The sequence below is a fragment of the Pseudomonas grimontii genome (assembly GCF_007858185.1).
Classification (GTDB): domain Bacteria; phylum Pseudomonadota; class Gammaproteobacteria; order Pseudomonadales; family Pseudomonadaceae; genus Aquipseudomonas; species Aquipseudomonas grimontii.
Genome location: NZ_VFES01000003.1, coordinates 39,066 through 62,438, shown reverse-complemented (window position 1 = coordinate 62,438; position 23,373 = coordinate 39,066). Strand labels below are relative to the sequence as shown.

The window sequence follows — 23,373 nt, the reverse complement described above, 5'->3', positions numbered from 1 at the left end:
CAAAGCTGAGGGGCTCATAACGACCCAAAGCGGTAAACCTGGGCAAGTGACTACCCATGTGCTTTCTTCAGTCCCTTCAAGCGCACATTCGCCCTTTGCACAGCGGCCATTTTTTCAGGCCGCTTCATGCGTTTCCATTTTCTGATGTCTTCCTTGCTTCGCCCACAGCTCACACACAGATCACCACTGAGTTGGCAAACTGAGATGCAGGGATTCTCGATTTCTTTAGCCATTGTCAGCCACCTTTGGAAACACGTGATTGAGTCAGGCGGGTGTTCCAGTCACCTCCGTGAGTTCGCTGACACTCCCCCTCAGAGTCGAAGCGGACGTTAAGGTCTGAAGGGATCAGCTCGATGTTGGCCTCATTCAACGCTAGGGCCGTCAACTCAAAGATGCGCGCCTTAGCGTTAACCAGGGCGCGCTTTCTGTCAGCTTGGGTTTCGAACACCCAGATTACCTTCAGGGTTTCAGCCAATGCGTTCAGGTCAGCTATGTGGGTGAGCCAGGTAAAGCCTTCGATTTCACCTTTTGCTGTTTCGCACGCTTCGGTGAGCGTGGTCATCAACCGACGTTCGATTCGTGCCAGTTCACGTTTCCCTGGAGGCATTGCGGGTTCCTTTGGAGACATTGGTGGGGAGGCGCTGAATCAGACAGGTCGAAACTCGACCGTCAGATGGCTGATTTCGTGGACCGGCTTGAGACGTTCACGAATTCTATCGGCGTTCGCAGTGGCCTCACCAAGGACGCTGACGATGGCCGCATGGGCTTGCGGTCCAATCCGCCAGACGTGCAAGTCCGTGATAGTGGCATCCCCCGGTTTCTCAACCAGTTCGCGGATTTCCTCGGCAACGTGTGCGTCTGTCTGATCCAGCAGTACTCCTGCGGTGGCCCCCATCAAGGTCCATGCCCAGCGCGCGATAACAATGGCGCCGACAATGCCCATGACCGGGTCTAGCCAAACCCAGCCGAGATACCGGCCGGCGAGCAGTGCAGCAATGGCCAGAACCGAAGTCAGCGCGTCTGCGATGACGTGGACGTAGGCCGATTTCAGGTTGTTGTCGTTCCCGTGATGGGCATGGCCGTGATCGTGATCGTGATCGTGATCGTGCCCATGACTGTGCCCGTGGCCCAGCAGCAAGGCACTGACAATGTTGACGATCAAACCGGCAATCGCGATGAGCGTAGCGGTGCCGAACTGAACTTCCGTTGGCTGCAAGAGGCGCATGACAGACTCAATGCCAATTCCCAGGGAGACCATACCGAGAATCAGTGCCGAGGCGAATCCGCCCAAGTCTCCAACCTTTCCGGTACCGAAACTGTAGCGCTGGCTGGAAGCATGGCGTTTTGCGTATCCGTAAGCGGCCGCCGCGATGCCCAATGCGCCGGCATGGGTTGCCATGTGGAAGCCATCGGCCAGTAACGCCATCGAACCCGTAATATAGCCGGCGGTGATCTCGCCAACCATCATCACCACCGTCAGTGCCACAACCCAAAGCGTACGCTTGGCATTTTCGTCGTGCGCTGAGCCAAGGAACACGTGGTCGTGTGTGTGATTGATGTTGGTGCTGCTCATGAGTGTGTACCTAGATGCGTTCACTTGGCGTAACGGCGAATGGCTTCAAGAAGCTCTTCGACGCCCTTGTTACGCTCTTCTTCGCTGAGCGCAGGGTTCGCGACATGCTCCCGCGCGTGGTCCTCGATGATTTCCTCCATTAAGCCGTTGATTGCTCCGCGAGTGGCAGCAACAAGGTGTAGTGTTTTTGCGCAATCGAGATCCGATTCCAATGCCCGTTCAACGGCTTGGATTTGTCCGGCTATGCGTTTTACGCGTTTGAGAAGATTTTCTTTGTTTGCTGCAATATGGCCCATTGGATACCCCCCCCTACCTATGTATTGCGCATGATAGGCATACCCCCTATACCTATGCAAGATCAGAGAGCGGAGAGAGCATCTACAGTCCCTGGCAGGAAAGAGGCTTCAAGTGCGAGCGAGGAGCGAGAGGAGCTGGAATGTCCGCCTCTGGCCGTTCTCTGCTGGCCATGGCCAAAAGAAGCGTACTGGTCGAATACGCTGCAAATGGTTGGTCAGGTCAAATGCAAACGGGTGGTTAAGTCTGCGCAACTACCCATCAATGACGCTCACAACCCGGAACACATAACTGTTGACCTTGCCGTCGTGTCAACGTTGATGCTGTGGGTGCGGTGAAAAGAGACCGCTCAGCACGAGAGGAATAACCATGTTCGTCTTAGATGTATCAGGCATTGGTTGCGGCAGTTGCGTCAGCAAAATCACCAAAGCGATTCAGTCACTGGACAACGAAGCTACTGTTTCCGTGGATCGGTCAGCCGGTAAGGTGAGTGTTGAAAGCAGCGAAAGCCCAGAGCAGATTCGTAAAGCTGTCGAGGCGTTAGGTTTTCCTTCCCAGATCAGCGCTTGAATGCTGGCACCTTTCCATGGTCAGAGCCCCTTATACAGGGGCTCCCCTTGGTTAACCCTCAGGGAGTACCGAAGCAGCCACGTCGGCCACAATTATCGCTCGCAAGCCCTTGCGCTACTAATCACCTCGGAGAGCTTTTAGCAAACCTTTGAATGCTCCATTCAACCTAGTAAAAGCGGCGTCGAAACGTATTCCATTTTCTGTGTACTTTGCGATCTCAACCTGCTGATCGACAGTATTTTGATCAATGGCAGGTTGAGCCGGTGTGCTGTAAAGCAAAGCACCTCCGTAAATATCACCTGCTGACTCTTGTTCGGTTATGTGTTTTACATTTGTTGTCTTCAAAAAAAACGGACTAGCAGCAGTTTCTTTTGTCTGGCTTGCAAGCACGGTAGAAAAATCTAAGTCTCGGGACTTGAAGTTCGGCGTATCAGCGTTTGCGATATTGTTACTCAAGATTTCAGCTCTTTGACTACGAAAAATTAACGCTCTTTCTGCGGAGCCAAGCGCTTTCTCAAAATTAATACTCACACTCAATCACCCTCAGTAGCGTTGCTATTTCCATGAGCATCGAACACTTAAGTGTTACGCGGTGCATCCAGGCTCACATTTGCAGTTCCAGTGCAGAAACTAAAAAAGCATCTGCACCTTGAAAGCTATCGGACACTTACAATGTTAAGCGCCTCAACTGATACTCAGTAAATAGCGGTGTAACGTTGGAAGATCGAGACCTTACGGATTAAATAGCGTGTTGCTCAAGAGAAATATCGCAACCTGACACAACTGTAATATTGGCCTAAGGTTCCTGACAGGGTATGAGTCTTATAGTCCTATTGAGCCTTAAGCTCTCCCCTAAGAATCGTCACTTGATGTGGATTCGAGGGTTATCAATACTCATCCGAGGAAATTCAAATGAACCCCATCAAAACTTTGTTCGTCATCGCAGCCCTGACCGTCTCTTCTTTGGCTATGGCTGAAGGCGGTGGTGACCGGGCGTTCGCACGTATGGAAGTGGCTAGGAATAATTCGATGGAGTCGTACCAAATAGCTCAAACGCAAAGCTCCCAACCTCCCGTCGCAGAAAGCCAAGCCAAAGCGATGGACCACAAGAAATGCTAAATAGCTGGGTACATTCCCAAGCTGACAGAAATGTAATCACTGTGGTGGTTTAAATGTGGCAATTTCTGAGCTCGCTTGCCGTAAGAGTTCGTTTTTTTTGACGGTGGGCGAAGCTCATCCGGGCAACTCATTGGTTGTTTCGTACGGCTTCCCTTTTGACTGATTGGACATAAACGGCATGCATTCCAAAACCTCTAGGCGGACATTCGTTAAAGGCCTGGCCGCTGGTGGCATTCTTGGCGGCCTTGGTCTGTGGCGCACTCCTGTATGGGCAGTGACCAGTCCTGGTCTGCCGAGCGTTCTCACCGGCAACGAATTTGATCTGTTTATTGGTGAAACCCCTGTAAACATAACTGGCTCGCCGCGCACAGCCATGACCATCAATGGTTCGTTGCCCGGACCTTTGCTGCGCTGGCGCGAAGGCGAGACGGTCACACTGCGTGTGAAAAATCGCCTAGACCAAGACACCTCCATTCATTGGCACGGGATCATTCTGCCCGCCAACATGGATGGTGTACCGGGTTTGAGTTTCCATGGCATCGCGCCCGATGGGATGTATGAGTACAAATTCAAGGTGCATCAGAACGGTACGTACTGGTACCACAGCCACTCCGGTTTGCAGGAGCAGGCAGGCGTTTACGGTCCAATCGTCATCGACTCGAAAGAGCCTGAACCTTTCCAGTACAACCGCGACTATGTGGTGATGTTGACTGACTGGACTGATGAAGATCCTAGTCGCGTCATGGCCAAGCTCAAGAAGCAATCGGACTACTACAACCACCACAAACGGACCGTGGGCGACTTTATCGACGACGTCGGTAAGCAAGGTTGGTCTGCTGCCGTGGCCGACCGGAAGATGTGGGCTGAAATGAAAATGAACCCCACTGATCTCGCAGACGTCAGTGGGGATACTTACACCTATCTCATGAATGGCCAGGCGCCTAACGGTAACTGGACCGGTATTTTCAAGCAGGGCGAGAAGCTGCGCCTGCGCTTTATCAACGGCTCAGCTATGAGCTACTTCGACGTCCGCATCCCTGGTTTGAAAATGACCGTTGTGGCGGCCGACGGCCAACATGTCAAACCAGTCAGCGTCGATGAGTTCCGCATCGCCGTGGCAGAAACGTATGACGTGATCGTAGAACCTGCCAGCGAAGAGGCTTACACAATCTTCGCCCAGTCCATGGATAGAACCGGTTATGCACGTGGAACCTTGGCAGTTCGCGAAGGATTAAAGGCACAGGTACCTGCGATCGATCCTCGGCCGCTTTTGACCATGGATGACATGGGTATGGGCGGTATGGCGGGCATGGACCATGGCAGCATGGCTGGTATGGGCGGCGGCGATATGAAACAAGGTGACATGTCAGGCATGGCTGGCATGGACCACAGCAAGATGACGGGAATGGACCAAAGTGATATGACCGGGATGACCGGCATGGACAGCGGTGACATGACTAACATGGCCGGTATGGACCACAGCAAGATGGCGGGAATGGACAAAGGCGGTATGTCCAACATGGCCGGCATGGACCACAGCAAGATGGCGGGAATGGACAAAGGCGACATGTCCAACATGGCCGGCATGGATCACAGCAAGATGGCAGGGATGGGCGGTATGGGTGGCGAAATGCAAACTCATCCAGCCTCCGAAACCAATAACCCCTTGGTTGACATGCAAGCCATGAGCCCAACGCCAAAGCTAAACGATCCAGGCATCGGTTTACGGAACAATGGTCGTCGAGTGCTCACCTACTCTGATCTGAAAAGCACGTTCCAAGACCCTGACGGCCGCGAGCCCAATCGCACCATTGAGCTTCATCTGACCGGTCACATGGAGAAGTTTTCGTGGTCCTTCAACGGAATCAAATTTTCTGACGCCGAGCCGCTTCGTCTGAAGTATGGGGAGCGTCTTCGCATCACCCTGGTGAACGACACCATGATGACCCATCCCATCCACCTTCACGGCATGTGGAGCGACCTTGAAGATGAGAACGGCAAGTTCATGGTGCGCAAGCACACAATCGACATGCCACCAGGTACCAAGCGCAGCTATCGAGTCACCGCCGATGCTTTAGGTCGCTGGGCCTATCACTGCCACCTGCTTTTCCATATGGAAATGGGCATGTTCCGTGAAGTACGGGTTGATGAGTAAAGGAGACGATCTGTGAGCACATACCTAAATCGTAAATCGCTAGTCGGTTGCCTCTTTGCCATCGGCTTGATGGGTGGACTCTCGTCCGTGGCGCTGGCAGTCGAAGATAGCAGTGATCATTCGCCTGCTACTCCTGCGAAAGAAACGAGCAAGCCTGCAACTGCGACAAACGAGTCAAAGCCCGATCACGGGTCAATGGACCACAGCAAGATGAGCCATGAGTCGATGGATCATGACCAAAAAACCAAAAAGGCAGATTGAGATCATGACCAGTAAGTTTTTACGCCCAACGTTGATAGCACTGGCAGTCTCTACCAGTCCTGCTTTCTTTGTCCTGGCTCACGCCGCTGAAGAGATGGATCACTCCAAGATGGACCACGGCTCAATGGGAGCTATGGACCATAGCAAGATGGGGGCTATGGATCACAGCAAGATGAGTATGGATGACGGGAAAATGGACGGAATGGAAAGTATGGATGGAGGGGCGACTACCACCAGTCGAGCCCCAGTTCCCGTACTTACCGATGCTGACCGTGCAGCCGCCTTTCCAGATGTTGCTGGTCATGGTGTCCACGACAAAAAACTCAACTCCTTCATGCTGCTGGATAAGTTTGAGTACCAGGATGCTGACAACGGTAGTGCATTGGCCTGGGATGCAAAAGGATGGATCGGCGGTGACGTTGACCGACTGTGGTTGCGCTCGGAAGGCGAACGTACCAATGGCGTAACGGAAAACGCTGAACTCTCAGCACTTTGGGGGCACTCCATCGGTCCATGGTGGGATGTCGTCACCGGCGTACGACAAGACTTCAAACCCGGGTCGCCACAAACTTGGGGAGCGCTCGGTATTCAGGGCATGGCCCTCTATAACTTTGAAGCCGAAGCGACCGCCTACATCGGTGAGAACGGTCAAACCGCTGCTCGATTGGAAGGCGACTACGACATTCTGCTGACCAATCGCCTGATCTTGCAGCCGACGGCCGAAGCCAATTTTTACGGAAAAAATGATCCTCAGCGCGGCATTGGGTCTGGATTGGCAAACACCGAAGTAGGGCTCCGATTGCGTTATGAGATTGTTCGCCAATTTGCCCCTTACATTGGGGTTAGCTGGAGCCGCTCCTACGGCAATACGGCAGATCTGGCCAGCGATGAAGGAGAGGATGCCAACGAGGCCCGGTTTGTCGCCGGTATTCGAATGTGGTTTTGAGGGCCTGACATGAAAAGAACATTGAAAACATTGACTGCTGCCGGGGTGGTTACCGCAATAACAGGTGCCGGCGTGGTTTATTTTGGTGTGATCAATGTTGGGGCGGATGAACCACATTCCGATCCCGTTTACGCGCTACTTTCCACCGCTCGGGATCGCTCGATCGAAGTGCGCTCTCGCGACATTAAAGTCCCCGACCTGAGCGAAGAAGCTCTCATTCGCGCAGGTGCTGGCAACTACAACTCTATGTGCATCGGTTGCCATCTCGCTCCGGGTATTGCAGGAACCGAGTTAAGTAATAGCCTTTACCCTGCACCTCCGAATCTTTCAAAACTGGGCGTTGATGGAAACCCTGCCGCAGCTTTCTGGATCATCAAGCATGGAATCAAATCCACAGGCATGCCCGCTTGGGGTAAAAGCATGGCCGATCCCTACATATGGGGAATGGTCGCTTTTCTCCAGCAACTGCCTTCATTGGATGCAGAGCAATACAAAGCTCTAGCAACCAGCAGCGGTGGTCATCAACACGGTGGCGGCGAGAGCAAAATGCATAACCATGAAGGCCAGCATGAAGGCCAAAAAGGCGCTGTCGCGGAGCATCATGATGCGGGTGCAGCCCAAGAGATAGCCGAAGGCGACCATCATGGCGAGAGAAACAGCGCTCATGCCCATGAGGCGGCCGCAGCGCCTTCTCAGGATGAAAGTACCGAACACGCCCATCCTCAGGTTGTGGAGGCTTCACATGGCGCCCCTGCAACTCCGGCCACTCAGCCAAAAACTCATACCCACGCTGATGGGAAGGAGCATACCCATGCGAAATAACTTTCTTCGTCCCGGTCGGGCACTTCGCCTCGCTGCATTCGCGGCTCTGTTTATCAGTTCAGCTGGTCATGCAGCTGAGTCGCTGACGATCGACGTCCATCGTGACGCTAACTGTGGATGCTGCAAGAAGTGGATCAAGCACCTTGAAGCTAACGGCTTCACCGTCGTTGATCATGTAGAAACCAACATGAGCGCTATCAAGCAGGACCTGGGTGTTGTGCCGCGTCTCTCGTCATGCCACACCGCGGTGATCAACGGAAAATTTGTTGAAGGCCACGTACCAGCTGAGCAAATAGTTGCCTTGAGCAAACGTGACGACCTTATCGGGATTGCTGTGCCGGGGATGCCGGCAGGCTCGCCTGGTATGGAGGTTGGTGGGAAGCAGCATGCGTATCAGGTCATCGGTCTGAGCAAAGCAGGTACCGACCAAGTGATCGCTGAGTACCCGGCAAACTAATTACAAACGTTCATAACCCGAACGATACTAAACCGGTCGATCCGGCATCGGCAAAACGCTCAAATGTCCGGGTAGGAATAGCCCATCATGGCCCTGCATCAATACGATGCCGCAGTCAGATGCCGAATGACTATACGTGTGCAGTCGGCACGGACAAAAGTGGAAGTAGGCCGAGCTAGAGAATGAAGAGCTGGGTTACAGCAGAGATCGTGCGCTGGGCAGGTCATGCATGGGTTGGCCCTGGTATCGGTGTCTTTTATGGCCGTGCCGGTCACCAGGAATGGCACCTCCATCAAGCACATCAGATCTCAGTTGGCCTCGACTCAACTGTATCAGTTCAAACCCCGATGGGTATTCAAACAGGGGGCGCCATCTTCATTCCGGCCGGTTTGAAACACCAGATGAGCGCCGGTCACGTTCTGTCGATCTATGTGGATGCGCTTTCCGAGGAAGCCCACGCTCTGCGGGGTGCGGAAGAAGCGAGGGTGATCTGGATCACTCCGGCGGACGTAGCGCCGATAGTCGACGCACTGCACGAGCCAGGACACACTGATCTCCAGGTTAGGACCGGGGTGCGCCAGGCGCTGCGACTGCCCGATCTCCCGCCCCCAGATCCTCGCTTGATCAAGGTAATTGAGGCGCTGAGCAGAGGCCAAATGGGACGCGAAGAGTTGGCCGCTGTGGTGCATCTATCCCCCACGCGGTTTTCTCATTGGTTCGTGGAACATACGGGGCTGCCGCTTCGCAGTTACGTGAGATGGTTACGTCTCACGCAAGCCCTGCAGCATTTGGCTAAAGGTGCACGGCTGACCGACGCGGCTCATCAGGCGGGTTTTTCAGACTCGGCTCATTTCTCCCGGACATTCCGGGCGCTACTGGGTATCGATCCGTCATCCGCTTTGGCTGAAGTTCATCTCCAGGAGACTTAGCTCTTTCGTTCAAGCCGAAAGCTCACCTCTTAACATATTGTGATGGTTCCATATCTAGGAGCTGAGCAATGCCTTCCTTTCTACGATTCGCCTTACGGTGGGTGAGCTATCCACTCGTGTTTGGCGGCTCTGCTGCCTTCATGATCTGGACGCTGTATACCGGCGTACCGTATTGGCCCACGACTCCCCTAGTTGCTGCAGTGGGACTTTTGATCATTGCTGGTTTGGAGCGCATCCAACCTTTCCGAGAAGCTTGGCTTGAGGATCATCACGACACCGCGACAGACCTGCTGCACATGTTGGTGAACCTTTCTGTCATTCAATTCACAGCTGGAGTCCTGGTCAAGCTTGGTGATGCGGTGCCAGCTTCGGTTCGTCTCTTTCCGATCGAGAGCCCGCTGTGGCTGCAGTTGCTACTAGTCATCGCCGTACTCGATCTGAGCCTATATGTCATGCACCGGATCAGTCACCGAGTGCATTGGCTGTGGCGTTTTCACATGCCACATCACAGCGCCGAGCGGTTGTATTGGATGAACGGGGAGCGACGACATCCGTTGCACGCGGTGCTTATGGCGAGTCCGGGGCTGGTGATCCTGTTCGCATCAGGCGCACCCTCCGCAGTTGTGGCCACTTGGTTTGGAGTTCTAACAGTGCACTTGGCCTTCCAGCATTCGAACCTGGACTACCGGGTGGGATGGTTGCGCCACATTATCGGTGTTGCCGAAATTCATCGCTGGCATCACAAACGCGACTTTGAAGACGCCCAGGTCAACTATGGTGAGTTTCTGATGGTGTGGGACCGAATATTTGGCACGTTCTATGACAGTCTGGGGAAACTAGGCCAAGCCGAGGTCGGATTGCATGGAAAGGATTACCCCAAAAATTACCTTGGACAGCTCATCGAACCCTTTGAGCATGGCCGTGTAAACAAAGGCTAGTGGGCTCCCTTACTTTGCAGCTACGGCAGCTACGGCAGCTACCGAGGCCACACTAATAGTAAAACCAATCAAACGTGATCCGAACGGTATTCTGTGAGCTTTAACTACTTCCATGCTCAGGGAGTCAGGCTTCGCTGTTTAGCGAGTCCTTGTTTCTAGGCAAGGAGACTCATGTTGACCTGCTGGGCTATCTGGCTGGTTCCTCCTGACAGATTCGTAATGGTTTATCCCTTTACCTGCGACTAAACTCCTTCGCATGAAACGCTATCTGCGGTGTTGCCTCATTTTCCTGATCAGCTTGGCGCTTCCCCTCAGCGGGATGGCGGGTATTCAGTCACCGATAGAACCTTGCCCGATGAAAACGACGGGCATGACCATGATGGCTGATATGAACCAGGACTGCTGCGTCGAGATGAGCAGCTCCTCCGACCATGGCAAACCCTGCAAACCTGGTCAGGAATGCAGGAGCGCCAGTCTGCTACAGGTGTCGTTTGGGAAACCTGCCACCCGTTTGTCCAGTCCTCAGATGCTGACAATCTTCAGCGACTCCCTGCCTACTCAGACCCCGTCCGGGGTGTGGCGACCGCCTCGCGCTTGATTCCTGTACCACACTGAGCCTCATCCTGCTCTGGCGCGGGATGGCATATCTGTGCGCATGTTTAGAGAGGCGCGCAGTGGATCATCACAGGAATCGTGAACATGAATTCCAAGTGCTACTGCACCGGTTGGCCCCTCGTGGCGGCCCTGGCGGCAAGCGTGCTGGCGTTGCCAAGTCTTGCTGCGCCCCTGACACTCGACGAAGCCTTACGCTTGGCTGAAAACAATGCACCATCACTGACCGCCCAAGCGGCCAAACTGCAAGCGGCCAGCAGCGCCGCCATTCCAGCCGGTGAACTACCCGACCCGAAGCTCCTGCTGGGCGTACAAAACTATCCCATCGGCGGCCCTGACCGCTGGCGCCTCGAGCAGGACTTCATGACCATGCAGATGGTCGGCGTCATGCAGGAGGTACCCAACCGTGACAAGCGTAGGGCGCGCGTTGAAGTTGCCGAGGCGTCGGTAGATCGAGCCGCGGCCGAAAGCCGTGTCGAGCGCTTGAACGTTCGTCAGGCCACGGCATTAGCCTGGATCAGCAGCTACTCCGTCGAACGTAAAGAGGCGCTGTTTCAGGATTTTTACCGGGAGAACCGTCTGTTGGCTGATACCGTCCGGGCGCAGATCGCCGGTGGCCGTGCTCAGCCTGCCGATGCGGTCACGCCAAAACAGGAGGCGGCTCAGTTGGCGGAACAACAGGACGAGTTAATTCGCCTGCGTGCGCAAGCCCGAGCGGCCCTCAAACGCTGGATTGGCCCAGCGGCCAATGACCAGCCCGTCGGCAGCTTGCCCGAGTGGCCCATCGATACCTCAGGTTATTCCCATAAGCTGCAACATCATCCCGCGCTGGCGGCTTTCACTCCAATGACCCGCGAAGCGCAGGCCAAGGTCCGTGAAGCCGAGTCGGAAAAGCAGTCCGACTGGAGTTGGGAACTCGACTACCAGCGCCGCGGCCGCCAGTTCGGCGATATGGTCAGCGTGCAATTTACTTTCGACCTGCCACTGTTCCCCGACTCCCGACAGAACCCGAAAATCGCCGCCAAACACGCCGAACTGAATCAGTTGGAGGCCGAGCGCGAGGCTCTCTTGCGTGAACATTCCCAGCAACTGGAGGACGATTTGGCCGAGTACGAGCGTCTAAACCGTGCCATGCGCCGCAGCCAGGACAGTCTGCTACCCCTGGCCAAGGAAAAGGTGGCGCTGACCATGGCCAGCTACCGCGCCGGTAAAAGCGACTTGGCGGCGGTCATCGCGGCCCGACGGGAACTCATCGAGACCCGCCTCAAACAGATCGACTTCGAAGAACAGCGCGCCCTCACCAGTGCTCGCCTGTATTTTGCTTATGGGGACGCCAATCAATGAGCACTCGAATCTGGAAAGGGGCTTTGCTGACAGGCCTCTCGATTGCCTTGGGCGCTGCCGGCGGTTATTGGTTCGCTCAGCAGCGCATGAGTGCAATGCCTGAGACCACCTCCGAACAGGCCCCTAAAACGCAAGACGAACGCAAAGTACTGTATTGGTACGACCCGATGCAGCCGCAACAGAAATTCGATAAACCAGGCAAATCTCCCTTTATGGATATGGAGTTGAAGCCCCGCTACGCTGATGCTGCAGCGGACAGTGCTGCCATCAGTATTGACCCCAGCCTGACCCAGAATCTCGGCTTACGACTGGCCACAGTCACTCGCGGCGTGCTTGCTTCCAGCCTGGACGTGGTCGGTGTGCTGGCATTCGACGAGCGGGATGTTGCGGTGATTCAATCGCGTACTGCTGGCTTTGTGGAGCGGGTGTATGCCCGTGCTCCAGGCGATGTGCTCAAAGCCCATGCGGCTTTAGCCGATATCCTGGTCCCGGAGTGGGCCGCTGCTCAGGAAGAGTTTCTCGCACTCAAACGCAGTGGCGATGCCGACTTGCTGGCGGCAGCGCGCCAACGCTTGCGCTTGACCGGGATGCCAGCGACGTTGATTGCTCAAGTGGAGCGAAGCGGCAAGACCCAGCCGGTCCTGACGCTCACCAGCCCCATAAGCGGTGTGCTGCAAGAGTTGAATGTACGTTCGGGTATGACCGTGGCGGCCGGCGAGACTCTGGCTCGAGTCAATGGCTTGAGCAGCGTCTGGCTGGCAGTGGCCGTTCCAGAGTCGGAGACTGGATCGATCATCATGGGGCAAGCGGTCGAAGCACGTCTGCCAGCCTTTCCGGGCACAGTGCTTAAGGGCACGGTCAGTGCGATTTTGCCCGAAACCAATCCCGACAGCCGAACTGTGCGTGTGCGGGTCGAACTGCCCAACCTGGATGGGCGACTCAGGCCGGGTATGACGGCCCAAGTGCACCTGAATCGTTCGACCGAACAAAGTGTGCTGTGGGTGCCGAGCGAGGCAATCATTCGCACCGGCCGACGAGTCTTGGTGATGCTCGCCGAAGACGCTGGTCGCTACCGCCCCATAGAAGTGCAACTCGGGCAGGAAAACGAAGGCAAGACGGTGGTTTTAAAGGGGTTGGAAGAAGGTCAGCAGGTAGTCAGCTCTGGACAGTTTCTGCTCGACTCTGAGGCCAGTCTCAAGGGCATTGTTGCGAGCACGCTGGAAATGTCACCACCCAGCGCAGCAGCCTCCAGCTTTCATGAGGCGGATGGGAAGATCGTCGAGATCAACAACCAAGACGTAACAATTGCCCTTGGTCCGTTCAAGACGCTGGGCATGCCGGGTATGACCATGACCCTCCCATTGGCTGACCCTGCTCTCATTCAAGGTCTCAAGACTGGCGAGAAGGTTAGGGTCTCGGTTAGCCAAACCGATGATGGTTTGCGCGTTGAACACCTGGAAAAACTAGGGGGCCAGCCATGATCGCCGCCCTGATTCGCTGGTCAGTGGCAAACCGCTTTCTGGTGCTGCTGGCGACGATCTTCGTCACGGTTTGGGGCGTCTGGTCGGTTCAGAGCACACCCATCGATGCATTGCCAGACCTTTCCGATGTTCAGGTGATTATCCGCACCCCTTATCCGGGACAAGTGCCGCAGATAGTTGAGAACCAGGTGACCTATCCGTTGGCCACCACCATGCTCTCGGTGCCGGGGGCTAAGACCGTACGCGGCTATTCCTTTTTCGGCGACAGCTTCGTGTACGTGTTGTTCGAAGACGGCACGGACTTATATTGGGCCCGCTCGCGGGTGCTGGAATACTTGAGTCAGGTCCAAAGCCGCCTACCGGCTTCCGCCAAACCGTCCTTGGGACCCGACGCCACAGGCGTGGGCTGGATCTATCAGTACGCACTGGTGGATCGCAGTGGCGGACACGACTTGGCGCAACTGCGCGCCTTGCAGGACTGGTTCCTCAAGTTCGAACTCAAGACCCTACCGAATGTTGCGGAAGTGGCCACCGTGGGCGGCATGGTCAAGCAGTATCAGGTGCAGCTCGACCCACTGAAACTGGCCAACCTAGGCATCACTCAAGCAGCGGTGACTGAGGCTATCGGCAAGGCCAATCAGGAAACCGGTGGTGCGTTACTGGAGATGGCGGAGACCGAGTTTATGGTGCGCGCTTCCGGTTACCTGAAGACGCTCAATGACTTTCGTTCGATTCCGCTCAAGCTCGGTGCCGGCGGGGTGCCGGTGACCCTCGGCGACGTGGCAACGATCCAGTTGGGCCCGGAGATGCGTCGTGGTATCACCGAGCTCGACGGCGAGGGTGAGACTGTCGGCGGCGTGGTTATTCTGCGTAGCGGCAAGAACGCTCGTGAGACCATTGCGGCGGTCAAGGCCAAACTGGACGACCTGAAAAGCAGTTTGCCGGCGGGGGTGGAAATCGTCACCACCTATGACCGCAGCAAACTGATCGATCGCGCCGTCGAAAACCTCAGCTACAAGCTACTCGAGGAGTTCATCGTCGTCGCGTTGGTCTGTGCAGTATTCCTCTGGCATCTGCGTTCATCCCTGGTGGCAATCATCTCCTTACCGGTGGGGGTGCTGATTGCCTTCATCGTTATGCGTTACCAAGGGATCAACGCCAACATCATGTCCTTGGGCGGGATCGCCATCGCCATCGGCGCCATGGTCGATGCCGCCGTGGTAATGATCGAGAACGCCCACAAAAAGATTGAGGCCTGGCATGTGGCCCATCCAGGGGAAGAGTTGAAGGGCGAACGTCACTGGCATGTGATAACCGAAGCGGCGGCGGAGGTGGGACCGGCGCTGTTCTTCTGCCTGCTGATCATCACCCTGTCATTCATTCCAGTGTTCACCCTAGAGGCCCAAGAGGGTCGTCTATTTGGTCCATTGGCCTTCACCAAGACCTATGCCATGGCTGCGGCGGCAGGACTATCGGTAACCCTGGTGCCGGTGCTGATGGGCTACTGGATTCGTGGACGGATCCCCAAAGAGGACCGGAATCCTCTGAACCGCTGGTTGATCAGGATCTATCAACCGGCCCTGGATGCGGTGTTACATCGGCCCAAAGTCACCCTGTTGATCGCTTTATTGGTCTTCCTTAGCGCGTTGTGGCCGATCTCCCGTTTGGGTGGCGAATTCCTCCCTGCGCTGGACGAGGGCGATTTACTCTATATGCCTTCGGCTCTGCCGGGATTGTCGGCGCAGAAAGCAGCGCAGTTGCTGCAACAGACTGACCGTCTGATCAAGACAGTACCCGAAGTTGAACACGTCTTCGGTAAGGCCGGCCGCGCTGAAACTGCCACCGACCCCGCGCCGCTGGAGATGTTCGAGACCACTATCCAGTTCAAACCTCGCGAGCAATGGCGTCCTGGTATGACCCAGGAAAAATTGGTGGAAGAGCTGGATCGAGTGGTACGGGTCCCTGGCCTGACTAATATCTGGATACCACCGATCCGCAACCGCATCGACATGCTCGCCACCGGGATCAAGAGTCCGATCGGAGTAAAAATTGCCGGCAGCAACTTGATGGAGATCGATGCAGCCACGCAGGCCGTCCAGCGCGCGGCCAAGGACGTGCCCGGTGTCAGTTCGGCACTGGCCGAACGATTAACCGGTGGGCGTTACGTCGATGTGGATATCGACCGCAAAGCCGCTGCCCGCTACGGATTGAATATCGCTGATGTGCAGTCGATCGTGGCCGGTGCTATTGGCGGTGAGAACGTTGGCGAGACCATTGAAGGGCTCGCACGCTTCCCTATCAACGTACGTTATCCCCGTGAGTGGCGTGACTCGCTCGGCGCCCTGGAGCAATTGCCAATCTACACCCCTTTGGGGAGTCAGATCACTCTTGGTACCGTGGCGAAGGTCAAAGTCAGTGAAGGCCCGCCGATGCTCAAGAGCGAAAATGCCCGACCTTCCGGATGGGTGTATATCGACGTGCGTGGCCGGGACATTGCTTCCGTGGTTGCCGATCTGCGTCGGGTTGTGAGTGAGCAGGTCAAGCTGCAGCCAGGCATGAGCCTGAGTTACTCGGGACAGTTCGAGTTTCTTGAACGAGCCAACGCACGGCTCAAACTGGTGGTGCCCGCCACGCTGCTGATCATTTTCGTACTGCTGTACCTGACGTTTGCCCGATTCGACGAGGCTTTGCTGATCATGGCCACCTTGCCGTTCGCCCTTACCGGTGGGGCGTGGTTCCTCTACCTGCTGGGATTCAACCTGTCGGTGGCTACTGGCGTCGGTTTCATTGCTCTGGCGGGTGTTTCTGCCGAATTCGGTGTGATCATGCTGCTCTACTTAAAAAACGCCTGGGCCGAGCGTGTAGAGGCCGGCGACAGTACTGAGCGTGGACTAATCGCAGCGATTAGCGAAGGAGCCGTGCAGCGTGTTCGACCCAAGGCCATGACCGTAGCCGTCATCATTGCTGGCCTGTTGCCGATCCTATTGGGTAGCGGTACCGGTAGCGAAGTAATGAGCCGCATTGCCGCGCCCATGGTCGGTGGCATGGTTACCGCGCCCTTACTGTCCCTGTTTGTTATTCCGGCAGCTTACCGCTTGATGCGCCGCCGGCGCCTCGCTGTTGAATCTAAACTCTCGCAAGGAAGCGGACTATGAAGTAATCGTGTCCGCCACTGCTGCACGGCTCCTGGTTGCATGCGCAATATCATCCAGCGGTCTGGCTTTCTGATTGGACAGAGGACGGGCCTTATAATCAATCCGGGATCGAACTCTATCGGCAATGCGCCAAAACACAGCTGATAGAGATCGACGCCGGAGGCTAATAAGTCCTTCTCGATGCGGATAGGTTGTAAGAACGAAGGCATATTTCTTCTTAGGCAAACCCGGAGGAATGTATGGAAATGTCGGGCTTGATCGATTTACTCGTTGGTAAAGGAAACAGCTTGATCGGCAGTGTTCTGAGATGCCGAAGCGGTGTCGTTTGTTGAGGCGCATTTTCCGGGCAAAGCGTATTGCCTGGTAGCTGACTGGACCGTGATCGATGTGTCCGTTTCTGACGAGCAAACCAAAATGCTTGCGCCATGATGCTACCTATAACCCGATCACCAGCAACGGTGCGTTGGGCGAAGTCACGCTCTTAAACGGCAGTGCCAAGCAGGTCTTGCCGCTGGAACCCTCCGGCGACAACGCGATGTTGGCCGAAGGCTCTTACCAAGCCGCAGCAGGCAGCAAAGCTGGGCTCAGACTGACGTTTCCCGGCAAGTCGGCTGAGCTGTTTCGCTTCGTCTTACCGTAAGCAATAACTACTTTTTCCGTAGTGCTCAATGCCGAGTAGTTGATCATGATCAATGAGCGACTGGTTGCAACGGCGCAGCATGGTAGGCAGGCGATTGCTCGCCGAACAACAGTCGCAATAGTCACTGTTTTGCTAAAAGGATCAGCGCTCATGCTCAAGTTCAAACTGCTTTTGGCGTCCAGTCTCGCTCTGGCTTTAAACGTAGCGCTGGCAGCACCAGTTGGCACCGTGTACACGGCCAATGAGCGCGACAGTTCGATCAGCCAAGTCAGGCTCGACACGGGTGTGGTCAAAACGCTGGCCCTGAATATTGCACCGCATAATTTACAAATCAGCGCCGATGGACGCTTGCTACTGGTGGTGGGCATGCCTACGCATGCTGAACATCAAACAGGAGCCATGAAGGCGGGTGAGTTGTTGGTGTTCAGCACTGCCACGCTAGATAAACCGGCCTTTAGCCTGCCGGCGGGGCAACATCCTGCCCACGTGGTGACTGACCTGAGCGGACAGCGGGCTTTCGTTAGCGACTCTTCCGCTAATCTGGTGCGGGTGTTTGACCTACAAGCACGCACTCAGCTCGGCACTGTCAAGACCGGTAGTTTCCCCCATGGTTTACGCCTGAGCCCGGATGGCAAGATGCTGTATGTCGCCAATATGCGCAGTGGCAGCGTATCAGTAATCGATACCGCAACGCTGAAAGAAGCCACGCAAATTGCCGTTGGTAACGGCCCCGTGCAAGTCGGCTTCGCCCCAGATGGACAGCAGGCCTATGTGTCGCTGAGCGCGGAGAACAAGCTCGGAATCATCGATACGAAAAAACAACGCTTGATAGGTAAAGTTGCCGTCGGCAGAACGCCGATTCAGATGTATGCCACGGCAGATGGTCGCCAGGTCTACGTAGCCAATCAGGGCAGCAGCAGTGAGCCGGATGACCGCATCTCGGTGATTGACCCGCAGACCTTGAGCGTTGTCGCCACCCTGACCACCGGTAAGGGCGCTCACGGCGTGGCCATCAGCAGCGACGGCGCTTATGTATTTGTTAGCAATATCGAGGCCGGCACCTTCTCTGTGATCGATACTGCCAGTCGCACAGTGGTGGCCAGCCATAAAGTCGGGGCCGGCCCCAATGGCATTAGCTACCAAGTGCCCGAGTGAGCCGCAAACGACCGCTGGTTTGTGCTGCCGGGCTGCGGCAACCGAGTTTGACGGTCCAAAGACTTGTGTGAAAATCTCGAAGGCAGCAATTGGTCGCTCTCTGCCGGCCATGGCCAAGAAACGTACTGGTCGAATCCGATGCAAATGGCTGGTCAGGTCAAATGCAAACGGGTGGTCAAGTCAGTGCAATTACCCATCAGCAGATCAAAAGAACCTAGCTAGCAGATTTCCCAAGCGGGGCAAACACAAGTACTGACAACAGAACGTCCCGCCCTTATGTCAATCCACATAAAAAAAGGCGCCACTAGGGCGCCTAAGCCGCCTCCCAAACCAAAGGAGAAACAAGGAGACGGGGTGTATCTGGTAATCGAACAATTGGTGCCGCAGGTTTGCGCTGGTTAAAGCAGTTGCAGTGGGTACTCGACAATCAGTCGGACCTCATCCAAATCAGATTCGAAATCGGTAGCACGCGTGGTTGCTTGGCGAACACGCAGAGACATGTCCTTCAGAGAGCCTGACTGGATGATGTACTTAGCCTCAATGTCTCGCTCCCAACGCTTTTGGTCTTGCAAGGGCGCTCCATCTGCTCCGCGACGCATGTACACGCTGTTCGCGTTGGAATAATCAGCGTCCCACCCCTTCGCGTAGCGAGTCATGAAGCTTAGGCCCGGAATGCCGAAAGCTTGCATATCCAGGTCGTAGCGTAGCTGCAAGGATTGCTCTTTCGGTGAGTTGAAGTCGCTGTACTGGATGGAGTTATCCAGAAAAATCGAGTCCGATTGGCGCAGGTAATCGAAGTCGTCATTGCCGTTGCTGCGCTGATAGCCAACGGTCACCGTGTGGACGCCGAATTTGACCCCGGTTTTGCCGCTCCAGATATTGTTATCAAAGCTGCCTAGGAGTTTTTTACCCTCGTCGACCGCGCGGTAGTAATTAAATCCACCGATCAACGCGACGTTGTCTGAGAGCGGATAACTAAAGGAAGTGCCAGCGTAATACTGATTCCAAACGTCCTTAAATTGGCTGGAGTAAAGACTCACACCAACATGCTCATTAACGGTGTAATCGCCCCCTAGGTAAGCAATCCACGGAGCATCAACAGCACCGGCATAGAAAGTCGAAAAGCCGTCACGCATGCTGCTCGAATTGGGTTGGCTCATCGCATGCAGCCGGCCCCCCTGAATAGTCAGGTCTTTAATGCTTGTATTGGTAACCGTTGCCCCCCTAAAGCTCTCTGGCAGCAGTCGAGAATCGCCATATGCCACGACAGGCGTGGATGGAAAGACGTCACCTACTTTGACCACCGTATCCATAAAGCGAGCCTTCGCGACTCCGCCTACTTTTGAGTAAGAGTCTTCAGGTTGGCCTTTGCTGTTATAGGGCATGACATCCACTGAGCTTCTAGCCCCCGAGCGTCCATCACCCGAATCAAGCTTGAGTCCTACCATTGCAAATGCATCAATGCCGAACCCGACGGTGCCTTGGGTAAAGCCCGACTCAAAACGTCCAATAATCCCATGAGCCCATTCTTCAGCGTAGCCATTGCCTGTAGGACTTGACTGGCCCTTTCGATAGTCACGATTGAAATAGAGATTACGATTGAGAAGACTAAAGGTGCTCCCTTCAATGAACCCCTCAGGCTTTTGCTCAACGGCCACTGCAACTTGCCCCATGCTCATGCCAAGGGCAATGAGAGAAAGACCATAAAAGCTTTTATTGTTCATTTAACACTCCAGGCTTTAGCTTGGCAGAGTTTCTTTATGAAATATTTTTATCATTATAAAAAAGCCACCGGCACGTAGAGATTTCCTCTAAGTGCCGGCAGACATAATTTCATACAAAAGATAACTCCAGCGTGACCTGAAAATTACTTCTATGTCAGCGACCAGTAAGCATGCTTAAAAAGCCTAATGAATGATCTGACTGACGTAGATATGACCTTTAGGGGTTAGCTTCCGTGTGGGCAGTTGGTACCCATAATCTTGTACTCAACGGTATTAAGCCTGCCCGCCGTGTCTTCATAGGTCATGCGCGAAGGCGCAACACCACAGGTTTTGTTGGCTTGCGTGACACTGACCACCTTCTGAATATCGAGGTTCATACCATATTCATAATGAACAATCTCAGGGATGGCCTTACCATTTTTCAAGGCATATTGCTCCATCGCCTGTTGGTTTTCTTGCATCATCCGACCGTAAACGCGGTCACCTCCGCCTTCAGCCATGGCCAATGACGACAAGGTCAAAATAGTGACGGCAAAAAGTGCTTTGAGTGTTTTCATGATTATCTCCTGGTTCTCACTAACTTCTGAATAGAGCATAACCACTGAAGCCTTTCAGAAAGCTGCCGCGAATATTACTTATGTGTAAGCTTTCCCCCTTTCCCCCTTTCCCCCTTTCCCCCTGTACTTGTGAACGCAACTCTTAGGAGTTTAATTTTTTGGCGGAGCACGTTGTATCGTACCAGCATCAGAACTCGCTCGAATTCCATATTGAGTATCTACGAGCCTCTTATTCGAAATTACATATCCCCATAGCGAACGACTTCACTTAGTCGCTTTTTATCTGTCATGACTGACCGCTTCACGGTCAGTTGCCGTCCTTCGCGACAGAAAACAAACGGCCAACAGCTGCCGGTCAGGAAGGCAATCGGCAAGCCATCAGTCAGTCATTCGAAGGCCGGGTATACTTCCTCATCGTAGGTATCTTCACGAACCGACAAACACGTACGATGGCACCACCATCCCTCCCTATAGAATATTTACAGAGCCCCAGAGCGTGCCGCTGAACTGCCCTCTGATTGAATTGCCCCTGACTCTGTAGACACAAATGACTGGCAGCTATGGGTTCCGGTCCAGGCAGCTCTGGCTGATCTGAAGGATCTAGCAATCATCGTGAAGTACCGAATTCAATAATAAGCAAGAATCTCTGTTCGAAAGCTTGACGAGATATCCAGTTCGTAGAGGCCTTTTCTCTCTACATCCCCTACGAACGATATTTCACCCTCTACTTGAGGAACTCGCCGGTGTATCGAAATTTCAGTTGAGCCATCGAAGGGTGCGTCGAGCTCACTATTTTTTGTCCATGCAAGACGCGAGCTGGCGCCTTGAACATAATCTAGAACGGCCAGATCCTCTGGAAGATCCTCGGCAATCCGCTGGGAGAATTGTTGCAAAAGGGGCTCTGCAAGCGCATATAGCCATGCATGCTCATCAATATCTCCCATGCGTCTCAACACCCGACCCAGCACCTGCCGGTAATGTAGTTCTGTGCGAATCCTACTGAGGTAGCAGCAAACCTGCAGTCTTGGAATATCGGTGCCCTCGCTAATCATTCCCACGGCCACGATCCAGCGATCATTGCTATTGCGAAACTTATCAATAAGCCCTTGAGCCCCAGGAGTCTGGTTTGTGACGACCAGACAACTTTCACCGCGGGCCCTCAAAATAGAGGCAATCTGATTGGCATGCCGGACGTTAGTCGCTACCACCAAGCCTGCGGCATTTGGGGTGACCTTCCGGATCTCATTTAGCCGTTCACTGCCCAATTCGATGGTCTGCTGAACGATCTCATCGTTAGAGAGTAAGTCCTCAAAATTAACGGGAGACTCAGTGAGGAGTTGAGCAATACTGGGATATACAACGTCCGTTGAGCTGTTACCCACTTGCTCTGTCAGCCTTATCGCATTGTTATCGATCAGCACGATACGGGGGGGACGGCATACCTTGTCTGATATCGCCTCTTCGATGCCGTAGCGAAAGTCACAGATCAAGCGGCCCTCCGGATTTGAGTACCTTGCCAATGCGATGGCTCTCTCATCCGACCGCCAAGGTGTGCCTGACAACGCAAGGGTATAGGCAGCTCTGTCTTGAATCCTCTGTAAAATGATCTGCCCCCAAGAATTGCTTAAAAGGGGGTCATGGCCCGCACAGTGGTGGATCTCATCGAAGACTGCGAAGACTCGATATTTATCAAGCAACCTCCAGAATTCCTCACCTTGATGATGCATGCCTTGATAAGTGGTAGCGACACCAACAGAGCCTAATAGGCCATCAAACTGGCGGTTTAACACGCCTGAAAATGTTTTCCTCAATCCCTCTGCTACTTGGCAGGACGGGGCAAAACAGAGCACAAGATCAATCTCACCGGTGAGCAATAGTTGACGGGCGATCTCCGCCGCCATTCTACTTTTTCCCGCACCAGGGGTTGCTTGGCAAAAGAAATGCGGAGAATGCTTATAACGAGACAAAGCAGCATCAACGCATGCAGCCTGCCAGGCGCGCAGAGAAATACTCATGCGGCTAGCGACTTTAAGGTCTTCTCGACAGCCTTTAGGTGACCAAGAAGCCGAGAGCTTCGATCGCGGGCCTCAACGTAATTATCTTCAACCCAGACTTTCAGTTCTGGCATTTCATTCAAGAGCTGTTTATACCGCTCAGCCTCGCCCATCGATGTGAGCAAATCCAACCGAATTTCTTTGGCTAGCGTCTCAAGCCGTTGGGTAGGCGCTTCAACCGGTTTAAGAATACCCGCGGTAGGGTTTTGCCCTAGCAGAGGGGAACAACTCATGAAATTGCAGTCGACGAGTTCAACTGAGAGAAGCTCTGGCTTGTCTAGCACGTGAAAGACCTGTCCTCGTTTTCGACGCACTTCGTCCTGCCGAATCCAGCCGACATGCTTCAAGCGACGGACCTGCTCATATACATATTTCCAGAGCTCACCGAGACCGATATCTGATGGGGCTATTTTCTGAGCGTAGGCATCACGAAGGTCGAGAGTGGTGAATCGTTGGAGTTTCCCTTCCTGGAGTAACTCGAAGATGTGCCTGTTTAACTTAAATGTAGCCGGTTTCATGCAGGCACCTAGGAATGCAAATAGCTATACAAATGCGGATTATAATCCGTCGCTACCTAGTCCGCAAAC

25 protein-coding genes are annotated in these 23,373 nt (G+C 54.4%); 16 read left to right on the top strand and 9 right to left on the bottom strand.

Annotation, left to right across the window (positions count from 1 at the left end; all coding sequences use genetic code 11):
- Window positions 1–50: 50 nt before the first annotated feature.
- Genes FIV39_RS06925 through FIV39_RS06910 form a run of 4 tightly spaced genes read right to left on the bottom strand, consistent with a single transcriptional unit; the run spans window position 51 to window position 1,869 of the window.
- Window positions 51–233: a DUF1289 domain-containing protein gene (locus FIV39_RS06925; RefSeq protein ID WP_050683282.1), complete on the bottom strand. Its 183-nt coding sequence runs from the start codon at window positions 231–233 to the stop codon at window positions 51–53.
- 2 nt (window positions 234–235) lie between these two features.
- On the bottom strand, window positions 236–607 hold the full coding sequence (locus tag FIV39_RS06920) for a hypothetical protein (RefSeq protein ID WP_090401464.1): 372 nt from the start codon (window positions 605–607) through the stop codon (window positions 236–238).
- A 39-nt stretch (window positions 608–646) separates the two neighbouring features.
- Window positions 647–1,573, bottom strand: coding sequence for a CDF family Co(II)/Ni(II) efflux transporter DmeF (gene dmeF, locus FIV39_RS06915; RefSeq protein WP_090401465.1), 927 nt, complete (start codon window positions 1,571–1,573; stop codon window positions 647–649).
- A 20-nt stretch (window positions 1,574–1,593) separates the two neighbouring features.
- On the bottom strand, window positions 1,594–1,869 hold the full coding sequence (locus FIV39_RS06910) for a metal/formaldehyde-sensitive transcriptional repressor (protein ID WP_050683285.1): 276 nt from the start codon (window positions 1,867–1,869) through the stop codon (window positions 1,594–1,596).
- A 367-nt stretch (window positions 1,870–2,236) separates the two neighbouring features.
- Here FIV39_RS06910 and FIV39_RS06905 point away from each other — a divergent pair, with 367 nt between their 5' ends.
- The gene (locus FIV39_RS06905; RefSeq protein WP_019821359.1) at window positions 2,237–2,437 is read left to right on the top strand and encodes a heavy-metal-associated domain-containing protein; all 201 of its coding nucleotides are present in this window, start codon (window positions 2,237–2,239) and stop codon (window positions 2,435–2,437) included.
- Between the two features lie 117 nt (window positions 2,438–2,554).
- On the opposite strand, the gene flgB is transcribed toward FIV39_RS06905, so the two are convergent.
- The gene (gene flgB, locus FIV39_RS06900; RefSeq protein ID WP_090401466.1) at window positions 2,555–2,968 is read right to left on the bottom strand and encodes a flagellar basal body rod protein FlgB; all 414 of its coding nucleotides are present in this window, start codon (window positions 2,966–2,968) and stop codon (window positions 2,555–2,557) included.
- Window positions 2,969–3,349: 381 nt separating this feature from the next.
- Between flgB and FIV39_RS06895 the strand changes: the two genes are divergently transcribed.
- From FIV39_RS06895 to FIV39_RS06830, 15 genes are all read left to right on the top strand, one after another.
- Window positions 3,350–3,556 carry a co-regulatory protein PtrA N-terminal domain-containing protein gene (locus FIV39_RS06895; protein WP_090401467.1) on the top strand — a complete coding sequence of 69 codons (207 nt, stop codon included), beginning with the start codon at window positions 3,350–3,352 and terminating at the stop codon, window positions 3,554–3,556.
- Between the two features lie 178 nt (window positions 3,557–3,734).
- Window positions 3,735–5,711 (top strand): copper resistance system multicopper oxidase, encoded by a 1,977-nt coding sequence (locus FIV39_RS06890; RefSeq protein ID WP_090401468.1) that lies wholly within the window; start codon window positions 3,735–3,737, stop codon window positions 5,709–5,711.
- A 12-nt stretch (window positions 5,712–5,723) separates the two neighbouring features.
- A complete protein-coding gene (locus FIV39_RS06885) occupies window positions 5,724–5,972 on the top strand; it encodes a hypothetical protein (RefSeq protein ID WP_186353595.1) in 249 nt (82 codons plus the stop codon).
- On the top strand, window positions 5,944–6,918 hold the full coding sequence (locus tag FIV39_RS06880) for a copper resistance protein B (RefSeq protein WP_090401469.1): 975 nt from the start codon (window positions 5,944–5,946) through the stop codon (window positions 6,916–6,918). Before FIV39_RS06885 ends, FIV39_RS06880 begins: the two co-directional genes overlap by 29 nt.
- A gap of 9 nt (window positions 6,919–6,927) precedes the next feature.
- On the top strand, window positions 6,928–7,740 hold the full coding sequence (locus FIV39_RS06875; protein ID WP_090401470.1) for a c-type cytochrome: 813 nt from the start codon (window positions 6,928–6,930) through the stop codon (window positions 7,738–7,740).
- The gene (locus FIV39_RS06870; protein WP_090401471.1) at window positions 7,730–8,197 is read left to right on the top strand and encodes a DUF411 domain-containing protein; all 468 of its coding nucleotides are present in this window, start codon (window positions 7,730–7,732) and stop codon (window positions 8,195–8,197) included. The genes FIV39_RS06875 and FIV39_RS06870 overlap by 11 nt, the downstream gene beginning before the upstream one ends.
- A 182-nt stretch (window positions 8,198–8,379) precedes the next feature.
- On the top strand, window positions 8,380–9,126 hold the full coding sequence (locus FIV39_RS06865; RefSeq protein ID WP_167361098.1) for a helix-turn-helix transcriptional regulator: 747 nt from the start codon (window positions 8,380–8,382) through the stop codon (window positions 9,124–9,126).
- A 68-nt stretch (window positions 9,127–9,194) separates the two neighbouring features.
- Window positions 9,195–10,064 (top strand): sterol desaturase family protein, encoded by an 870-nt coding sequence (locus FIV39_RS06860; protein WP_050683301.1) that lies wholly within the window; start codon window positions 9,195–9,197, stop codon window positions 10,062–10,064.
- A 256-nt stretch (window positions 10,065–10,320) separates the two neighbouring features.
- Window positions 10,321–10,662: a hypothetical protein gene (locus tag FIV39_RS33285; RefSeq protein WP_090401472.1), complete on the top strand. Its 342-nt coding sequence runs from the start codon at window positions 10,321–10,323 to the stop codon at window positions 10,660–10,662.
- A gap of 101 nt (window positions 10,663–10,763) precedes the next feature.
- Window positions 10,764–12,020, top strand: a complete 1,257-nt coding sequence (locus tag FIV39_RS06850; protein WP_090401473.1) for a TolC family protein — start codon at window positions 10,764–10,766, stop codon at window positions 12,018–12,020.
- On the top strand, window positions 12,017–13,501 hold the full coding sequence (locus FIV39_RS06845) for an efflux RND transporter periplasmic adaptor subunit (RefSeq protein WP_090401474.1): 1,485 nt from the start codon (window positions 12,017–12,019) through the stop codon (window positions 13,499–13,501). Before FIV39_RS06850 ends, FIV39_RS06845 begins: the two co-directional genes overlap by 4 nt.
- Window positions 13,498–16,656 carry an efflux RND transporter permease subunit gene (locus tag FIV39_RS06840; RefSeq protein ID WP_090401475.1) on the top strand — a complete coding sequence of 1,053 codons (3,159 nt, stop codon included), beginning with the start codon at window positions 13,498–13,500 and terminating at the stop codon, window positions 16,654–16,656. Before FIV39_RS06845 ends, FIV39_RS06840 begins: the two co-directional genes overlap by 4 nt.
- Window positions 16,657–16,974: 318 nt before the next feature.
- On the top strand, window positions 16,975–17,085 hold the full coding sequence (locus tag FIV39_RS33870; protein WP_390620690.1) for a DUF6957 family protein: 111 nt from the start codon (window positions 16,975–16,977) through the stop codon (window positions 17,083–17,085).
- Complete coding sequence (locus FIV39_RS06835; protein WP_090401476.1) at window positions 17,042–17,296, top strand: hypothetical protein; 255 nt, start codon at window positions 17,042–17,044, stop codon at window positions 17,294–17,296. Before FIV39_RS33870 ends, FIV39_RS06835 begins: the two co-directional genes overlap by 44 nt.
- A 150-nt stretch (window positions 17,297–17,446) precedes the next feature.
- Window positions 17,447–18,451 carry a YVTN family beta-propeller repeat protein gene (locus tag FIV39_RS06830; RefSeq protein WP_090401477.1) on the top strand — a complete coding sequence of 335 codons (1,005 nt, stop codon included), beginning with the start codon at window positions 17,447–17,449 and terminating at the stop codon, window positions 18,449–18,451.
- 398 nt (window positions 18,452–18,849) lie between these two features.
- Here the strand turns inward: FIV39_RS06830 and FIV39_RS06825 are convergent, their stop codons facing one another.
- From FIV39_RS06825 to FIV39_RS06810, 4 genes are all read right to left on the bottom strand, one after another.
- Window positions 18,850–20,175 carry an OprD family porin gene (locus tag FIV39_RS06825; protein WP_090401478.1) on the bottom strand — a complete coding sequence of 442 codons (1,326 nt, stop codon included), beginning with the start codon at window positions 20,173–20,175 and terminating at the stop codon, window positions 18,850–18,852.
- A gap of 224 nt (window positions 20,176–20,399) precedes the next feature.
- Window positions 20,400–20,732 carry a DUF2790 domain-containing protein gene (locus tag FIV39_RS06820; RefSeq protein WP_090409838.1) on the bottom strand — a complete coding sequence of 111 codons (333 nt, stop codon included), beginning with the start codon at window positions 20,730–20,732 and terminating at the stop codon, window positions 20,400–20,402.
- 626 nt (window positions 20,733–21,358) lie between these two features.
- Window positions 21,359–22,747 (bottom strand): DEAD/DEAH box helicase, encoded by a 1,389-nt coding sequence (locus tag FIV39_RS06815; protein WP_090401479.1) that lies wholly within the window; start codon window positions 22,745–22,747, stop codon window positions 21,359–21,361.
- A complete protein-coding gene (locus FIV39_RS06810; RefSeq protein WP_090401480.1) occupies window positions 22,744–23,304 on the bottom strand; it encodes a hypothetical protein in 561 nt (186 codons plus the stop codon). The genes FIV39_RS06815 and FIV39_RS06810 overlap by 4 nt, the downstream gene beginning before the upstream one ends.
- Window positions 23,305–23,373: the final 69 nt, after the last annotated feature.

Excerpts from the sequence above, each read along its gene's own strand:
- FIV39_RS06925 (WP_050683282.1), bottom strand. The coding sequence starts at position 233 with ATGGCTAAAGAAATCGAGAATCCCTGCATCTCAGTTTGCCAACTCAGT.
- FIV39_RS06920 (WP_090401464.1), bottom strand. The coding sequence starts at position 607 with ATGCCTCCAGGGAAACGTGAACTGGCACGAATCGAACGTCGGTTGATG.
- dmeF (WP_090401465.1), bottom strand. The coding sequence starts at position 1,573 with ATGAGCAGCACCAACATCAATCACACACACGACCACGTGTTCCTTGGC.
- FIV39_RS06910 (WP_050683285.1), bottom strand. The coding sequence starts at position 1,869 with ATGGGCCATATTGCAGCAAACAAAGAAAATCTTCTCAAACGCGTAAAA.
- FIV39_RS06905 (WP_019821359.1), top strand. The coding sequence starts at position 2,237 with ATGTTCGTCTTAGATGTATCAGGCATTGGTTGCGGCAGTTGCGTCAGC.
- FIV39_RS06895 (WP_090401467.1), top strand. The coding sequence starts at position 3,350 with ATGAACCCCATCAAAACTTTGTTCGTCATCGCAGCCCTGACCGTCTCT.
- FIV39_RS06890 (WP_090401468.1), top strand. The coding sequence starts at position 3,735 with ATGCATTCCAAAACCTCTAGGCGGACATTCGTTAAAGGCCTGGCCGCT.
- FIV39_RS06880 (WP_090401469.1), top strand. The coding sequence starts at position 5,944 with ATGACCAAAAAACCAAAAAGGCAGATTGAGATCATGACCAGTAAGTTT.
- FIV39_RS06875 (WP_090401470.1), top strand. The coding sequence starts at position 6,928 with ATGAAAAGAACATTGAAAACATTGACTGCTGCCGGGGTGGTTACCGCA.
- FIV39_RS06870 (WP_090401471.1), top strand. The coding sequence starts at position 7,730 with ATGCGAAATAACTTTCTTCGTCCCGGTCGGGCACTTCGCCTCGCTGCA.
- FIV39_RS06865 (WP_167361098.1), top strand. The coding sequence starts at position 8,380 with ATGAAGAGCTGGGTTACAGCAGAGATCGTGCGCTGGGCAGGTCATGCA.
- FIV39_RS06860 (WP_050683301.1), top strand. The coding sequence starts at position 9,195 with ATGCCTTCCTTTCTACGATTCGCCTTACGGTGGGTGAGCTATCCACTC.
- FIV39_RS33285 (WP_090401472.1), top strand. The coding sequence starts at position 10,321 with ATGAAACGCTATCTGCGGTGTTGCCTCATTTTCCTGATCAGCTTGGCG.
- FIV39_RS06850 (WP_090401473.1), top strand. The coding sequence starts at position 10,764 with ATGAATTCCAAGTGCTACTGCACCGGTTGGCCCCTCGTGGCGGCCCTG.
- FIV39_RS06845 (WP_090401474.1), top strand. The coding sequence starts at position 12,017 with ATGAGCACTCGAATCTGGAAAGGGGCTTTGCTGACAGGCCTCTCGATT.
- FIV39_RS06840 (WP_090401475.1), top strand. The coding sequence starts at position 13,498 with ATGATCGCCGCCCTGATTCGCTGGTCAGTGGCAAACCGCTTTCTGGTG.
- FIV39_RS06835 (WP_090401476.1), top strand. The coding sequence starts at position 17,042 with ATGTGTCCGTTTCTGACGAGCAAACCAAAATGCTTGCGCCATGATGCT.
- FIV39_RS06830 (WP_090401477.1), top strand. The coding sequence starts at position 17,447 with ATGCTCAAGTTCAAACTGCTTTTGGCGTCCAGTCTCGCTCTGGCTTTA.
- FIV39_RS06825 (WP_090401478.1), bottom strand. The coding sequence starts at position 20,175 with ATGAACAATAAAAGCTTTTATGGTCTTTCTCTCATTGCCCTTGGCATG.
- FIV39_RS06820 (WP_090409838.1), bottom strand. The coding sequence starts at position 20,732 with ATGAAAACACTCAAAGCACTTTTTGCCGTCACTATTTTGACCTTGTCG.
- FIV39_RS06815 (WP_090401479.1), bottom strand. The coding sequence starts at position 22,747 with ATGAGTATTTCTCTGCGCGCCTGGCAGGCTGCATGCGTTGATGCTGCT.
- FIV39_RS06810 (WP_090401480.1), bottom strand. The coding sequence starts at position 23,304 with ATGAAACCGGCTACATTTAAGTTAAACAGGCACATCTTCGAGTTACTC.